Raw genomic sequence first — 16,471 nt, 5'->3', positions numbered from 1 at the left:
AAACTTAGGCAGCTTTAACCAATATGCTCAAAATGAATGGTACAACCCATTAATAAATGCATAAGTTCAATTTGCGAGTTGCATTGGGTTTTTTCATAAATATTTTTAAAATAAGTGCGCACCGAACTGAGGGTAATCCCGCAATGTTCCGCAATTTCTTCTAACTTATAACCATTCAACAACAACTCACACAACTCAAACTCACGTTTAGATAATTGATAAGCTTGCTGCAAATAGGCTTTAGACAAGGCATAGTGCTGATGTTTATCGGTCAGAAATACCGCAATTTGATGTTGTCCTGCATTTTGATGCTGCATATTTTTTAATTTAGAACAAGGTACGATAGTCAGCATTAATTGTTGTCCTTTCGCATCTGACAAAGACAATACACCGCCTACATCTGCGTTTAATGCCGACTGTCCCAACAACGCTGAATGTAATAATTGATCTAAACGACTTTGATCATAAGCATGGGTTTTTAATCGATTATACAAATCCAAATCTAAACATGAATCGTGTTCCAGCATGCTTTGAGCTAAAGGGTTTGAATAAGTCAAACTCAGCTGATGATCAAGCAAAATTACACCTGTTTTTAAATGATCGAGCACGCTATACAAACTTAAATTTTCTTGTTTAACCAAACTAAACTGACGATGGATTTGTAAAGCACGGCGTAAATGCACACCCAAATGCTTTAAAAAATCCAACTCTTTTTGTTGATACGGCGCTACATCTGGCGAACGGTGTAATCCCAAAACCGCCCAGCGATGTGAACCCTGATCGAGCAAAACAGCCGAGATATAACTAATTCCCGTCGGATTCAAACACCGTTCATAAAAGATATATTCATCACTTTCAGGGTTTTCCCCATAATGCGATAAATCCGAGCTCGCTACTTGGCCCACACCTAAATTTTCCCACAATACTCGGTGTAACTGCATGTCAATCACACGAATCCGCTCATCACGATAGGCATGCAAAGCTTCATCTGGAATATTGTGACTAAATAAAAAATCGTAACTTGGACTAAATTGATCTAAGGCAGTAAAAATGGCGGTTTTACTGTCTGTATATTGAACAATTTTTTCAATTACTTGCGGCCATAAATTCACATCTACAGCGGCATCATAAATACTGCCTATAATTTCGTGTTCTCGGTTATCCATTTTTATCCCCTTTATGCCTACTCCAATCTGCATTACATTTATTTAATCATTTGTTTTTCTTATTGTTCTAAAAAGAATAATGAGTTTTATTCACAAAAAAAGGAGTTTAAATACATATTACACATTTAATGTGTAAATAAAAAATAGCTAGGTGATTTTGTCTTTTCATGTGTGCAATCTCTACATTACAAAAACTACGCCATAAAAAAAACCCCGTATCTGACGATACGAGGTTTTTGAAGTTTGGGTACGCTGAGGTTTACATCATACCGCCCATACCACCCATGCCACCCATATCTGGCATTGCTGGCTTGTCTTCTGGGATTTCAGTGATCATACATTCAGTTGTAAGCATAAGACCTGCAACAGATGCAGCATGCTCAAGCGCAGAACGAGTCACTTTAGCAGGGTCAAGAATACCCATTTCTAACATATCGCCATACTCTGAAGTCGCAGCGTTGTAACCGAAGTTACCTTCACCGTTTTTCACAGCATTGATTACAACTGATGGCTCATCACCAGAGTTTGCAACGATTTGACGAAGCGGTGCTTCAATTGCACGACGTAAAATGTTGATACCAACATTTTGGTCATCGTTAGCACCAGACACACCTTCAAGTGCTTTTGCAGCACGTACAAGTGCAACACCACCACCTGCTACAACACCTTCTTCAACTGCAGCACGAGTTGCATGAAGTGCATCGTCAACGCGATCTTTCTTCTCTTTCATTTCAACTTCAGTTGCAGCGCCGATTTTGATTACAGCAACACCGCCTGCCAATTTAGCAACGCGTTCTTGAAGTTTTTCTTTGTCGTATTCTGAAGTTGATTCTTCAATTTGAGCACGAATTTGAGTTACACGTTCAGCAATTTGCTCTGCAACACCTGCACCATCAACAATTACTGTGTTTTCTTTAGAAACAGTAACTTTATGCGCTGTACCTAAGTGCTCAAGTGTAGTTTGGTCTAAAGACATACCAACCTCTTCAGAAACTACAGTCGCGCCAGTTAAAATCGCGATGTCTTGAAGCATCGCTTTACGACGATCACCAAAACCAGGTGCTTTAACAGCACAAACTTTGATAATGCCACGCATGTTGTTTACAACAAGAGTTGCAAGTGCTTCACCTTCAACATCTTCAGCAATGATAAGAAGCGGTTTACCTGTTTTAGCAACAGCTTCAAGTACAGCAATTAATTCGCGGATGTTGCTGATTTTTTTATCAACAAGAAGAATGTATGGGTTTTCAAGTTCAGCTGTTAGTGTATCTTGTTTGTTTGCAAAGTACGGGCTGATGTAACCACGGTCAAACTGCATACCCTCTACAACATCTAGAGAATCTTCAAAGCCTGAACCCTCTTCAACTGTAATTACACCCTCTTTACCGACTTTTTCCATTGCTTGAGCAATAAGTTTACCAACAGTGGTGTCAGAGTTCGCAGAGATCGAACCTACTTGTTCAATGGCTTTAGAGTCAGAAGCAGGTTTAGCAGTCGCTTTAATTTCAGCAACAACAGCTTTAACCGCGATGTCGATACCGCGTTTAAGATCCATTGGGTTCATACCAGCAGTAACTGATTTGATCCCTTCATTTAGGATTGCTTGAGCAAGTACAGTTGCAGTTGTTGTACCGTCACCCGCGATGTCATTGGTTTTTGAAGACACTTCACGAACCAGCTGAGCGCCCATGTTTTCAAATTTGTCTTTTAATGTGATTTCTTTAGCAACAGAAACACCATCTTTAGTGATGTGCGGCGCACCGAAAGAACGGTCGATGACAACGTTACGGCCTTTAGGACCTAAAGTCACTTTTACAGCATCTGCAAGTACATTTACACCCGCGATCATTTTTGAACGCGCTGAATCACCAAATTTTACGTCTTTAGCTGACATGGTTTACTCCAAAATTTTTAATATATTTTTCAAATCGAATTTGGTTCGAAAGTTCTGAGATTAGCCTTCAAGTACAGCTAAAATGTCAGACTCTTTCATTACAAGAAGCTCTTCGCCGTCAACTTTTACTTTAGTACCTGCATAAGCACCGAAAAGCACGTTGTCACCAACTTTAACGTCTAACGCACGAACACCGTTGTCAGTTACTTTGCCATTACCTACAGCGATTACTTCGCCTTGAGCAGGTTGTTCAGCTGCTGAAGTACTTAAAATAAGACCACCAGCAGTTTTAGTTTCCTTTTCAACACGGCGAATCACAACGTTGTCATGCAAAGGACGAATATTGCTCATAGTTAACTCCAGACTAAGTCTATTTACTAGATAAAAGACGATGACATTTTGATTTCCGTAAGCCATCGACAAAAAATAATTTAGATGACACTTTTGTGGGGATGGAAAAAAACGCTTCAAGGGCAAATTCTAAATTTTTTCATCTTTTTGTATTTTTTTTCTTCAAAATTTAAATTTAAAGGATTAAAGCTCATCTAAAACATGAGTGCTGAGATTTTCTTCAAATATTTTTAACTTTGAATGATAAAAATAATGTCGCACATTCATCTGCTCATCAATGACATTAAAACTGTTGGCAAGGTTATCGTGTAGGCGATATGACGTTGCAGTTCCAGCATGAATATCCCAAACTGGATGCGCAGCACCTAAAGCATAAATCTGATTGAGGTCATAGCTGGCTGGAACATGTAAATGTCCATGCAATAAACCATTTAAACCGTGTTGACTCCACTGTTCGAGTGCCAAACGCCCTTGAACAGGACAATCTTTCACACCATGCGGGTCATTGGGCGGCGTATAAAAAGGTTGATGCGCTATGATTAATTTCACTTTATTGGGCGGCGCATGTTTAAGTAATTCCTCGACATGATGTATTTGCTCGAGCGATACATGCCCACGCGTATGGTAACGACGGCGAATACTATTGATCCCAATTAAATAAAAATGCTCGGTTTCCAGTACATTTTCCATGGCACCAAAAAATAGTTGATAACGTGCAAAAGGGCTAAAAACACGGTTCCATAAATGATATAGCGGAATATCATGATTCCCCGGCACAACGATATAAGGCAGCTTTAAGCTTTCTAAAAATTGCTTACATGCATAAAACTGACGATAACGCGCACGTTGGGTCAAGTCTCCACTGGCAACCACGGCCTCGATACGCTGTTCACGACAAAATTGCTGAATAGCGCGCATACACTCTGGCTTTTCAGTGCCGAAATGCAGATCAGACAGATGCAGTATCATGTGGCACCCGTATCTTTAAGGCTTGTTTTTGCACTCGAATTTTAAGCGGCGGTTTCATTTCTACAATCTCACCATCCACAGCAACGGTCATTTTTTTTCGTTGAGTATGTATCGTGACTTCATTAGCGGCAAAACTATACACATCTGGCGCATTGTCGATATTGCCACGGATCAACTGCCATAAAATTTTAAATAAAGTTTTCTTATCACTTTTTGCGACCACCACACCTGCAACTTTACCTGCTGCTGCATCTTTAGCAATTTGCAAATTTAAATCGGCCAATTGCAATTGGTTATTACCAAAAAAGATCAAAGGCGTTTTGACTGGATAAATATGATGATCAACTTCGATTTCCAATTTCAACTCTTTACGATCTCGAATCAGCACATCCAAACCTGAGGTATAAGCATGCAATGGGAAACGACCAAACTTCTGATTATAAAACTCTCTTTTTTGTATAAATAATGGATACAAGCCCAAACTGGCATTGTTTAAATAGATATGTTCATTGATTTGCGCCACATGTACCTGTCGATTATTGCCTGTCGCAATGACCTGTGCTGCTTGAATTAAATCGAGAGGAATATTGAGTACGCGCGCCACATAATTAAATGTGCCTAAAGGTAAGATCCCCATTGGAATATCGGTATGCATCAACCGATGAGCAACTGCATTTAAGGTTCCATCACCACCTGCAGCAACGACAACGCCCAAATTATCTGGGTCTTGGTGGCGTGCAAACACCTTGCTCATTAAAGTATCAAAACTGGCTTCCTGCCCAAGCTCAAAAGACTGTATTTCGAAATCATGATCGGATAATATCCGCACAAGTTCCTCGTAGACTTCATCTTTGTTTGCAGCATGAAATCCTGATTTTTTATTATAAATAATAGATAAAGGCTTGGCTTGTTTAATCACTTTTTATACATCTTGGCCGCTTAGTTTTGTATTTTGTCGAATTTAACAGCAAATAATAGCGCCTTTATGTAAAAATCGAATTACCACCATTTATTTAATCAATAATAATTCTCAAATATCAAATACATGCAACTTTTTGTTTTTATTAAAAATAAATATATAAAATATTGTCCATCACGTTAATAAATAAAGTTAAAATTCGCGATAAAATCTATTAAGTTATTGTATTTTATTTACATTTAACTTAAATAGCATTAACTACCAAAAAAAATCTACCACTTCTTTAGTCTTATTTTTTTTATGATTTTATGCTTTAATACAGCCACTTTTTTTCATCTTTTATCTGCATGATGTAACCCATGATGCAGATTATACTTTGTACGGTTAGTACATTTTTGAGATAGGCCTCACCATGACCCAAGTGAACGCACCAGAATTCGTTCGTCACCCTAAGCTAATTGCTTGGGTGGAAGAAATTGCCAAATTAACCAAACCAGCAAAAATCGAATGGTGTGACGGTAGCGCAGAAGAATATCAACGTTATATCGACTTGATGATCGCTAACGGCACTATGCAAGAACTTAACCAAGAAAAACATCCTGGTTCTTACCTTGCTAATTCTGATCCTTCTGACGTTGCTCGTGTTGAAGGTCGTACTTACATCTGTTCTGAAAAACAAGAAGATGCAGGCGCAACAAACAACTGGGAAGCTCCAGCTGAAATGCGTGCTCGTCTGAATGGTTTATTTGACGGTTCAATGAAAGGCCGTACTTTGTACGTTGTTCCTTTCTCTATGGGTCCTTTAGGTTCTCATATTGCTCACATCGGTATCGAACTTACTGATTCTCCTTACGTTGCTGTAAGCATGTCTAAAATGGCTCGTATGGGTAAAGCTGTTTATGACGTACTTGGTACTGACGGTGACTTCATTCCTTGCGTACACACTGTTGGTGCTCCGCTTGAAGAAGGTCAAAAAGACGTTGCTTGGCCTTGCAACCCTGAAAAATACATCGTTCATTACCCAGAAACTCGTGAAATCTGGTCTTACGGTTCTGGTTACGGCGGTAACGCATTGTTGGGTAAAAAATGCCTAGCTTTACGTATTGCATCTTCTATGGGTCGTCAACAAGGTTGGTTAGCTGAACACATGCTCATCCTTGGCGTGACAAACCCACAAGGCGAAAAACACTACATCGCAGCTGCATTCCCTTCTGCGTGTGGTAAAACAAACTTCGCGATGTTGATTCCACCAGCGGGTTACGAAGGTTGGAAAATTGAAACTGTAGGTGATGATATTGCTTGGATCAAACCAGGTGAAGATGGTCGTTTATATGCAATCAACCCTGAAGCTGGTTTCTTCGGTGTAGCACCTGGTACAAATACCAAGACTAACCCGAACTGTATGGCGACTCTTCATAAAGACGTAATCTATACTAACGTTGCTGTAACTGACAACGGTGAAGTATGGTGGGAAGGTCTTTCTAAAGAAGTACCTGCTAATCTAACTAACTGGAAAGGTCAACCACACACCGGCGAAGAAAAAGCAGCTCATCCAAATGCTCGTTTCACTGTTTCAGCTGGTCAGTGTCCTTCTATTGATGCTGACTGGGAAAATCCAGCAGGTGTTCCAATTTCTGCGTTCATCTTCGGTGGTCGTCGTGCAGACACAGTGCCTCTAATTTCAGAAGCATTTGACTGGGTTGACGGTGTTTACAAAGCTGCAACTATGGGCTCTGAAACAACTGCTGCTGCTGTTGGTCAACAAGGTATCGTTCGTCGTGACCCATTCGCAATGCTTCCATTTGCGGGTTACAACATGGCTGACTACTTCTCTCACTGGTTAGAACTTGGTGAAGAAGTTGCTGCTAAAGCTAAAGCTGCTGGCAATAAACTTCCTGGTATCTACAACGTGAACTGGTTCCGTCGTGATGCTGAAGGTAACTTTGTATGGCCTGGTTTCGGTCAAAACATGCGTGTTCTTGAGTGGATCATTGACCGTTGTGAAGGTCGTGCAGACGCTGTTGAAACACCTATCGGCCTTGTTCCAACATACGAACAATTGAACTGGACTGGTTCAGACTTCACTAAAGAGCAATTCGAGCTTGTAACTTCTCAAGATAAAGATCAATGGATCAAAGAACTTGAAAGCCACACTGAATTGTTCAACAAACTTGGTGATCGCTTACCAAAAGCACTTAAAGTACGTCAAGACGAACTTTTAGAAGCTGTAAAAAAATCTGCTTAATTGGCCTTTAATTTCCCTCCTTTAAAAGAGGGATTAAGAAAGATTTAAAAGACCGCCTTGCGCGGTCTTTTTTATATCAACTAAGCCACATCTTGAGCTTTTTGCTTTATACGTATTGCCATTAAGTACTCGTCCAAAACATCAACTTCAGATGCACTGAATTGCAAATATAAGTTTGTGCGTCTTTGCAAAATATCTTCAGAGCTTCTCGCCCACTCATGCTCAACCAAATAATCTACTTCTTGAGCATACAAGCCATGCCCGAAGTTTTGCCCAAGCTCATCAATCGAAGTTAAATGATTCAGCAAAATCCAGACACGTGTTCCATAAGCATGCGCCCAACGACTGGCTAGACTGATCGAAACCCCTCGCACTTTTTGTTGGATTTCAGCTATCAACTGCTCGATTGATTCTAAATTTTCCGCACCAGGCAATGCTGTATCAGCAGTCCAAGGTTTGGATCGATGATGAAAAACAGTTTTAAGCTGATCTAATGCCGCTTCTGCTAGTTTTCGGTAAGTGGTAAGTTTGCCACCAAAGATTGAAAGTAATGCAGCCCCTTCTACATCGGTCAGTGCCAAAGTATAATCTCGCGTGACTGCGGCTGGATTATCTGACTCATCATCACACAGCGGACGCACACCTGAATAAGTTGAAATGATGTCCGTTTGCGTCAATTGAGTTTTAAAGTGATCATTTGACACATCAAGCAAGTAATCGATTTCTTCTTGGCTTATCTTTACTCGATTTGGGTCTGCATGATATTCACGATCTGTCGTACCGATCAGAGTAAATTGTTCTAAATATGGGATCGCAAAAACAATGCGATGATCATCATTTTGCATAATAAAAGCTTTATCACCGTCAAAGAGCTTTGGCACAATAATATGGCTACCTTGTATCAGCCGTATACTATAAGGTGACTCTTGCTTTAACCCCTGTTTTATAAAGTCAGCAACCCAAGGACCTGCCGCATTCACCAATACTTTAGCCTGCACATTTTGCAAACCCTTAGCATTTTTTAAACACACTCGCCAAATGCCACCTTTACTATATGCATTTAAACATTCTGTTCGAGTCAGAATCTGTGCACCATGTTCCCGTGCTTGTATCGCATTAAGTACAACCAAGCGTGCGTCATCCACTGCACAATCGGAATATTCAAACCCTCGGGTAAATCTAGGTGCTAAAGGACTAGCTTCCACATCAAATTCAATTCCATTTGAACCTGCAAGCTGTTCACGTTTACCCAAATAATCATAAAAGAATAATCCAGTACGAATCAGCCAAGCCGGACGTAAGTGCGGTTCATGTGGCATGATAAAACGCATCGGTCGAATAATATGAGGGGCTTTTTTAAGGAGAACTTCGCGTTCTGCGAGTGCTTCACGTACCAAACGAAATTCTTTATGTTCTAAATAGCGCAGACCACCATGAATTAATTTGCTACTTGCAGATGAAGTATGGCTCGCGAGATCGTCTTTTTCACAGAGCAAAACACTTAAACCCCGCCCCGCAGCATCACAGGCAATACCAACACCATTAATTCCACCACCAATGACCACCATGTCATATATTGATTGTTGTTGTGTATTCATCGCTCCCTCCCACTCTATCTTTTTATTCAACAATGCTTCGTTTTCATTGCTTTATTATTTTTTTCATTGATCATCATTTTTTGATCAAGATACCGATTTTGGTCACAACATCCTTACACTGAGTTTTTGTATCCTTCATTAAATGAGAAGTTATATTTTAAATGTACGTTTAAACGACTGCTGGCTCAAGCATGAAATCAAACATTTTAATGTCCAAACCCTTATTCAAAGCAAAATTCATGACAAGCCGTTTATTTGTACACTTTTTCAACAAAACCTCTTTTTTTAGTTTACATTTCATGCTTTTCGATACGCATAAGATATTTTCACACAATAAAAAAAGATGGATTTTAAAATGACGGAAGAAATTGTTACTCAATCAAATTTAGATACAAAGACCCGAGTAAAATCCATTCTCGGAGGTTCAGCAGGTAATCTTGTTGAATGGTACGATTGGTATGTCTATGCGGCATTCACCCTCTATTTTGCCCATGCTTTTTTCCCTCAGGGCAGCCAGACTGCACAGCTTCTCCAAGCCGCGGCCATCTTTGCAGTAGGCTTCCTCATGCGGCCGATTGGTGCATGGATTATGGGGATCTATTCAGACAAAAAAGGTCGAAAGTCAGGTTTAACCCTCTCCGTCACACTCATGTGTATCGGCTCATTGATGATTGCCATTTCTCCAACGCATGACCAAATTGGTATTTTGGCGCCGATTATTCTTGTGGTTGCACGACTAATTCAAGGTTTAAGTGTCGGCGGTGAATATGGCGCTAGTGCGACCTACCTCAGTGAAATGGCTGACCGTGACCGTCGTGGTTTTTTTCAAGCTTTCAATATGTGACACTGATTGCAGGTCAGTTGACTGCACTGTGCGTACTACTTATTTTGCAATGGTTGCTGACAGAAGAACAATTGCATGATTGGGGCTGGCGTATTCCGTTCTTTATCGGTGCGTGTTTAGCGGTAGTGGTTTTCCGCATTCGACGTGGCCTACTAGAAACCCAGTCCTTCAAAAATGCACAAGAGCAAAAGGACCAGCCTGAATCAGGCTTATTTTCTCTATTTAAGCATTATCCGAAAGAAGCATTCACGGTGTTATTTTTAACAGCTGGGGGTACATTGGCTTTTTATACCTACACCACCTATTTGCAAAAATATCTGGTCAATACCTCTGGCTTTAGTAAACCTGAGGCCACGCAAATCACCACTTTAGCACTGTTTATTTTTATGTGCTTACAACCACTAGCAGGTGGTCTATCCGATAAAATTGGTCGTAAGCCTTTAATGATCGCTTTTGGGATCTTAGGGGTGCTGTTCACCTATGTTCTATTTAGTGCATTAGGACAAACTCAAGATTATTGGACTGCATTTTGGCTCTGTCTCGCAGGTCTAGTGATTGTCACGGGATACACCTCGATCAATGCGGTTGTAAAAGCAGAAATGTTCCCTGCGCATATTCGCGCATTGGGTGTTGCACTGCCTTATGCTCTTGCAAATACCATCTTTGGTGGTACGGCAGAATTCTTCGCGCTGAGTTTTAAAGAAGCTGGTCACGAGTCATGGTTCTTTATCTATGTGACCATCATGATTTTTATTTCGTTATTGGTCTACGTCTTTATGAAAGACACCAAACACCATTCCAAAATTCAGGAGCATTGATCAGGGTTATTTGAAGATGAGTTATTGATCAATCTGATCAAAAACAGCATGTTTTCCCCATCAAAGCCTCAGTCTATGAGGCTTTGTTTTTTTTCATTTAGTCGTGAAAAATGTATCTGGTCAAAAATATCGCATTTTATAGACTAAAGTCGCATGATTTTCTGCGACAACAGGAGTATAAATTAAATAAATATAGTTCCATCTCCCATTTCGACAAAATATATTGATTTAAACTTTTCCCAAAGAGTTTAAATGGATATGTTTTGCATTCATTCCTTGGAGAATGATGTGTCAAACTCATCTGAGCCAGTTGTTCCTGAACAATTGGATAGAAAAACTCGTGTCAAATCTATCCTCGGCGGATCTGCCGGCAACCTCGTTGAATGGTACGACTGGTATGTCTACGCTGCCTTTACCCTTTACTTTGCACCGCAATTTTTCCCTGATGGTGACAATACTGTAAAACTCTTACAAGCGGCTGCAGTCTTTGCACTCGGTTTCTTAATGCGTCCAATCGGCGCATGGGTCATGGGTATTTATGCTGACCGTAAAGGTCGTAAAGCAGGTTTAACGCTGTCTGTATCGTTGATGTGTGTCGGCTCACTGATGATCGCATGTGCACCAACCTACGATTCTGTAGGGATGCTCGCACCCGCTATTCTACTTTTAGCGCGTTTACTCCAAGGCTTAAGTGTTGGTGGTGAATATGGTTCTAGTGCCACCTATTTGACTGAAATGGCAGGTAAAAACCATCGTGGTTTCTTCTCAAGTTTCCAATATGTCACACTGATTTCAGGTCAGCTATTGGCACTTTGCGTTTTAATTATCTTACAACGCAATTTCTCAGAACAAGCTTTAACTGAATGGGGCTGGCGTGTTCCGTTCTTCATCGGTGCATTACTCGCTATTGTGGTGTTCTGGATTCGTCGCGGTTTAGTTGAAACTCAATCCTCTAAAGAAGCTCAAGAACAAGCTAAAAATGGTGGTCCAAAATCAGGTGCTTTAGCGTTATTTACCAAATACCCTAAACAAGCCTTCACTGTGATCATGTTGACTGCCGGTGGTACTTTAGCGTTCAACACTTTTACCACATATTTACAAAAATATTTGGTCAACACGTCTGGCTTTGAAAAAACCACAGCAACTGAAATTACCACTGCTGCAATTTTCATCTTCATGCTTTTACAACCTGCTGTCGGTGCGCTTTCAGACAAAATTGGTCGTAAGCCAATTATGATCGCCTTTGGTGTGCTTGGTGTGCTGTTTACCATTCCTATTTTCAATGGTATCGGTTCAACTACCAGCCCAACCACAGCATTTATGCTTTGCATGAGCGGTATGGTGATTGTCACTGGTTATACTGCGATTAATGCCGTAGTAAAAGCAGAGTTGTTCCCTGCACACATCCGTGCCCTAGGTGTTGCATTGCCTTATGCCATTGCAAATACACTCTTTGGTGGTACCGCAGAACTTGTAGCTTTGAGCTTCAAAAATGCAGGCCATGAAAACTACTTCTTCTACTACATTACATTCATGATTGGTTTATCTTTAATTACCTATGTCTTCATGAAAGATACTAAAAAACATAGCATGATCACTGACGATTAATTCGCTCAGCCCTGCTATTCCACTTAAGCTCATCAAAGCCTATTTTGATGAGCTTTTTTTATCTCCATTTCCATCTACTCATCGTTTCGGCTGCATCAAAGATTTAATCAAACTTCTTTGGCTTTCTTTGTTTTCGCCATCGAGTCGACAGACGGACTATGGCATACTGAACATACAAATACACACGGCGAATGAATGATGAAAAATATTTACAAAGTTTTAAGTTTGGGTATTGTTGCAATGTCGATGGCTGCTTGCCAAAGCACTCCACGTGCTTTTAATGGTCAAACGGGCTTTCAAATAGAGTCCAAATCTGCAGATAGCGCAACACTTGCATATACTTTAGCGGGTCGCCAAAACCAACAACTGGATGCCAATAAATTACAACGTGCTTGCCAAAAAGTATTAAATACGCAAAAGACCTATAAATTACAAATCTTAAGCGTGAACGAAATTGCAAATCCTGCTTTGGAAAATACCCAGTACGGCCGTCAAATTGGTAATACACGTGCGAACTTCGGTCTATCAAATACTCCTGATCTACGTAACTCTGAAAACTTAGGCGCGCGTGATGCACTCGATGCTCGCCCTGCCACCTTACGTGTGGTTCGCTATACCTGTTCTTAATCAAATTTGCTGTTCAAAAGATAAAAATAAGACGCTTAAAGCGTCTTATTTTTTATGGGTTTAATATTTATAGGGTTTTATAAAAACTCACATTACGAAACTCAGGTGATTCATCCAAATCAGGCCATGTTGTCGCGCTTCGTTCATCGAGTTTTTCATATTTAGGATGACTAAAGTTTTTCACACGACTGTCTGCCACCCACACTTCAGGAGCAAACTTTAAAAACTCATCCAAAAAGAAACGATTGCATTGGTCATACAGCACATCGGCAGCCAATAAAATATCGACTTGCTCCGCTTTATACAGATCATCTAAATATTCAAGTTCGACATTATTCAACTCTGCATTGGCACGGCATGCATCTAGGCTCACTTGGTCGATGTCACAGCAGATCACGCGTTTCGCCCCTGCCATTTTTGCTGCAATCGCCACCACACCTGAACCTGCACCAAAGTCCAACACCACTTTATCTTTGACATGATGGGGTTCAGCCAACAACCACTGCGCCATTGCAAGCCCTGAAGCCCAACAAAAAATCCAATACGGCGTATCATTCCATATACGACGAATGACTTCATTATCCAATTTATCGGTTGGAAATACCGGTGGGATCAACCATAAAGAAATCGGGGTTTCAGGCAACTGTTGAGCATGTAATTCACAATGTGGAATGACTTCATGCAGTGCTTTAAGTAAATGTTCAGGGGCTTTGGGAAATTGGAAAGTACAGCTCATTAGAATTTTATTTTTCGAATATGCAGAGTTTTAGTGTCATAAAAGCCTAAATTAAGATCGGAAGTTCCCTCTCCTGAGCAAAATTTAAAGCACTGCTTTTAAATTGAAGCGCAAGAGAGGGTTAGGGAGAGGATTATTTATAAAAAGCACCCTCATCCTAGCCTTCTCCCAGAGGGAGAGGGAGCAGCATAGAATCAATTTGAGACGATCAGTTCCCTATACTTTTAGGAGATGAGAAGCACTGCTTCGCAAGGGAGAGGTCTAAAGATTAACCCAACGCTTTTTCAGCAGCTTCAACAGTTTGACGAATCAACGTTGTAATGGTCATTGGACCTACACCACCCGGAACAGGTGTATAAGCAGAAGCAACGTCTTCAATACCCACCAATTGGATATCACCTACACCGCCGCCATCACGTGGATGGAAGCCAGCGTCAACAACCACTGCACCCGGTTTGATCCAATCTTTTTGAATTAATTCAGCTTTACCTACCGCACCCACAATAATGTCAGCTTGCTTAACAAAGTCAGCTAAGTTTTGAGTACGTGAGTGGCAAGTGGTCACTGTTGCATTCGCTTCTAGCAGCATTGCAGACATTGGTTTGCCCAAAATTGCAGAACGACCCACAACAACCGCGTGTTTACCTGCGATTTCAATGTTGTTTTCTTTTAGAATGGTCATGATACCTGCAGGAGTCGCAGAACCATACGCAGCTTCACCCATTGCCATACGGCCGAAACCTAAGCAAGTCACGCCATCTACGTCTTTTTCAAGAGAGATCGCATCGAAACATGCACGCTCATCAATTTGAGCAGGTACTGGGTGTTGTAACAAAATACCGTGAACATCTGGGTTTGCATTCAATTTTTCAATTTCAGCAAGTAATTGCTCAGTCGTGGTTTCTTTAGGAAGCTCAACTTTTAATGAATCCATACCAACACGGCGGCAAGCATTCCCTTTCATACGTACATAAGTTGCAGATGCACCATCGTCACCTACCAAAATAGTCGCAAGAATTGGGGTACGACCAGTTTTCTCTTTTAGCGCTTCTACGCGAGTCAACAAGTCAGCTTCAATTTTCTTCGCCAATGCACGACCATCTAAAACTAATGCCACGGCACTTCTCCAAGTGATGATATGAATCAATTTTGCACATAATACATGATTATTTTAAATTTTTTACCTTGTATGCTGCTTTTATGCTCATACAGATGAATCTGCTATTGTTTTTTTTTCAGAGCTTGCTAATATACGCATCAACAAGACATGGCGGGGTGGCAGAGTGGTCATGCAGCGGACTGCAACTCCGTGTACGCCGGTTCGATTCCGACCTCCGCCTCCAATCTTGTTAAGCCCGAGTGGTGAAATCGGTAGACACAGGGGATTTAAAATCCCCCGCCCACAAAGCGTGCCAGTTCGAGTCTGGCCTCGGGCACCATTCTTCTACTACTGAAGATGGTGTAATAAAGAACCCAGCGATAAGCTGGTTTTTTTATGCCTAAAATTTAGTAAAACAATAAAAAAGAGGAACATTGCCCTCTTTAATTATTTTAAAACACCATGCAAATACATCGTGTTTTAAAGATAAAACTTTAGATTACTTCAACCACAATCTTACCCACATGGTCGCCTGTATCCATGGCTGCATGCGCCTCTTGAATTTGATCAAACTTAAATGTTTTGTAGATCATTGGCAGACATTCACCTTTAGACCATAACGGAACAACATTTTCCTGAATGCCTTTGGCAATCTCTGCTTTTTCTGCAGTATTACGCGCACGCATGGTTGAGCCTGTAATGGTCAAACGCTTCATCATGATTTGACCCAGTTTCACCTCTTTGGCCTTTGCACCACCTAAAAATGCGATATAGACCAAACGACCATCACGACGTAATAGATTGAGGTTCTGCGCCAAATACGGTGCGCCAACAATATCTAAAATGACATCTACACCTTGCTCATTGGTCGCTTCATTAATCACTTGCTCAAAGTCTTGAGTCTTATAGTTAATCGCATGCGTGATATCAGAGATCGCTGCCACTTTTTCATCTGAACCGACTGTTGCAAAGGTTTTCATGCCCAACGCATTACACAGCATGATTGCCGTAGTTCCAATACCACTGGTTCCCCCATGAATCAGCACCGTTTCACCTGCTTTGGCTTTGCCCATTTGGAATACATTGGCCCAAACGGTAAAGAATGTTTCAGGAATGGCTGCCGCTTGAGTAAAGCTGACGCCTTCAGGAATCGCAATGGTTTGGCTTTCAGGCACCACGCAATATTCTGCATAACCGCCGCCATTGGTCAGACCGCAAACCTTATCACCTACTTGAAATAAAGTAACCTCTGCACCCACAGCAACCACTTCACCCGCAACCTCTAAACCTGGTACTGGCGTTACGCCTTTCGGCATTGGGTATAAACCTTGACGCTGTAAAATGTCTGGACGGTTGATGCCAAAGGCATGCACTTTAACCAACACTTCATCTGCTTTCGCTTCTGGGATGGCAACGCTTTCATAGGCCAGTTTATCTACACCGCCCGGCTCAGTAATAATGACCTGCTGCATGCTTTGCTGTGACATTGTTTTCCCTTTTCAATTATTGACTATTCATCTATCTCTGCACTATTTGAACATAGAAATGGCGCAGAATGAATAAACATGGACTTATGTATAATTTGTAGTGTATTTCG

General features: G+C 41.0%; 12 protein-coding genes, 2 tRNA genes and 1 pseudogene. 6 read left to right on the top strand and 9 right to left on the bottom strand.

All coding sequences use genetic code 11. The features are described from left to right. Positions 1-14: 14 nt before the first annotated feature. From FTV38_RS00390 to FTV38_RS00370, 5 genes are all read right to left on the bottom strand, one after another. On the bottom strand, positions 15-1,166 hold the full coding sequence (locus tag FTV38_RS00390) for a helix-turn-helix transcriptional regulator (protein ID WP_180020691.1): 1,152 nt from the start codon (positions 1,164-1,166) through the stop codon (positions 15-17). A 259-nt stretch (positions 1,167-1,425) separates the two neighbouring features. Next, complete coding sequence (gene groL, locus FTV38_RS00385) at positions 1,426-3,060, bottom strand: chaperonin GroEL (protein WP_078192965.1); 1,635 nt, start codon at positions 3,058-3,060, stop codon at positions 1,426-1,428. Positions 3,061-3,120: 60 nt separating this feature from the next. Continuing rightward, positions 3,121-3,411, bottom strand: a complete 291-nt coding sequence (groES, locus tag FTV38_RS00380; protein WP_180020689.1) for a co-chaperone GroES — start codon at positions 3,409-3,411, stop codon at positions 3,121-3,123. A 183-nt stretch (positions 3,412-3,594) separates the two neighbouring features. After that, positions 3,595-4,380 carry a metallophosphoesterase gene (locus FTV38_RS00375; protein WP_180020687.1) on the bottom strand — a complete coding sequence of 262 codons (786 nt, stop codon included), beginning with the start codon at positions 4,378-4,380 and terminating at the stop codon, positions 3,595-3,597. Further along, a complete protein-coding gene (locus FTV38_RS00370) occupies positions 4,361-5,299 on the bottom strand; it encodes a diacylglycerol kinase family protein (protein WP_180003946.1) in 939 nt (312 codons plus the stop codon). The genes FTV38_RS00375 and FTV38_RS00370 overlap by 20 nt, the downstream gene beginning before the upstream one ends. A gap of 412 nt (positions 5,300-5,711) precedes the next feature. Between FTV38_RS00370 and FTV38_RS00365 the strand changes: the two genes are divergently transcribed. Next, the gene (locus FTV38_RS00365) at positions 5,712-7,544 is read left to right on the top strand and encodes a phosphoenolpyruvate carboxykinase (GTP) (protein ID WP_180003944.1); all 1,833 of its coding nucleotides are present in this window, start codon (positions 5,712-5,714) and stop codon (positions 7,542-7,544) included. Between the two features lie 80 nt (positions 7,545-7,624). On the opposite strand, the gene glpD is transcribed toward FTV38_RS00365, so the two are convergent. After that, a complete protein-coding gene (gene glpD, locus FTV38_RS00360) occupies positions 7,625-9,142 on the bottom strand; it encodes a glycerol-3-phosphate dehydrogenase (RefSeq protein WP_180020685.1) in 1,518 nt (505 codons plus the stop codon). A gap of 343 nt (positions 9,143-9,485) precedes the next feature. On the opposite strand from glpD, the pseudogene FTV38_RS00355 reads away from it, so the two are divergent. The 3 genes and pseudogenes from FTV38_RS00355 to FTV38_RS00345 all read left to right on the top strand — a co-directional run bounded on the left by FTV38_RS00355 (position 9,486) and on the right by FTV38_RS00345 (position 13,039). Beyond that, positions 9,486-10,804 (top strand): annotated as a pseudogene (locus tag FTV38_RS00355) (MFS transporter). Positions 10,805-11,092: 288 nt separating this feature from the next. After that, the gene (locus FTV38_RS00350; RefSeq protein ID WP_078190125.1) at positions 11,093-12,412 is read left to right on the top strand and encodes an MFS transporter; all 1,320 of its coding nucleotides are present in this window, start codon (positions 11,093-11,095) and stop codon (positions 12,410-12,412) included. 198 nt (positions 12,413-12,610) lie between these two features. Further along, a complete protein-coding gene (locus tag FTV38_RS00345) occupies positions 12,611-13,039 on the top strand; it encodes a hypothetical protein (protein ID WP_078193296.1) in 429 nt (142 codons plus the stop codon). Between the two features lie 67 nt (positions 13,040-13,106). Here FTV38_RS00345 and FTV38_RS00340 read toward each other — a convergent pair whose 3' ends face one another. Both FTV38_RS00340 and folD read right to left on the bottom strand, forming a co-directional pair. Next, positions 13,107-13,775, bottom strand: a complete 669-nt coding sequence (locus FTV38_RS00340) for a methyltransferase (protein WP_180020683.1) — start codon at positions 13,773-13,775, stop codon at positions 13,107-13,109. Between the two features lie 268 nt (positions 13,776-14,043). Continuing rightward, positions 14,044-14,892, bottom strand: coding sequence for a bifunctional methylenetetrahydrofolate dehydrogenase/methenyltetrahydrofolate cyclohydrolase FolD (gene folD / locus FTV38_RS00335; RefSeq protein WP_180020681.1), 849 nt, complete (start codon positions 14,890-14,892; stop codon positions 14,044-14,046). A gap of 152 nt (positions 14,893-15,044) precedes the next feature. Between folD and FTV38_RS00330 the strand changes: the two genes are divergently transcribed. Both FTV38_RS00330 and FTV38_RS00325 read left to right on the top strand, forming a co-directional pair. Further along, positions 15,045-15,118: transfer RNA gene (locus tag FTV38_RS00330), tRNA-Cys, on the top strand. 10 nt (positions 15,119-15,128) lie between these two features. Beyond that, a tRNA-Leu gene (locus FTV38_RS00325) sits at positions 15,129-15,214 on the top strand. 154 nt (positions 15,215-15,368) lie between these two features. Here the strand turns inward: FTV38_RS00325 and FTV38_RS00320 are convergent. Further along, the gene (locus tag FTV38_RS00320; protein ID WP_168378388.1) at positions 15,369-16,361 is read right to left on the bottom strand and encodes an NAD(P)H-quinone oxidoreductase; all 993 of its coding nucleotides are present in this window, start codon (positions 16,359-16,361) and stop codon (positions 15,369-15,371) included. Positions 16,362-16,471 lie beyond the last annotated feature (110 nt).

Origin of the sequence: Acinetobacter sp. YH16044 (assembly GCF_013417145.1) — a bacterium.
GTDB classification, from domain to species: Bacteria; Pseudomonadota; Gammaproteobacteria; order Pseudomonadales; family Moraxellaceae; genus Acinetobacter; species Acinetobacter amyesii.
Note: the sequence above shows the minus strand (reverse complement) of the source record. Positions and strands in the feature narration are given on the sequence as shown.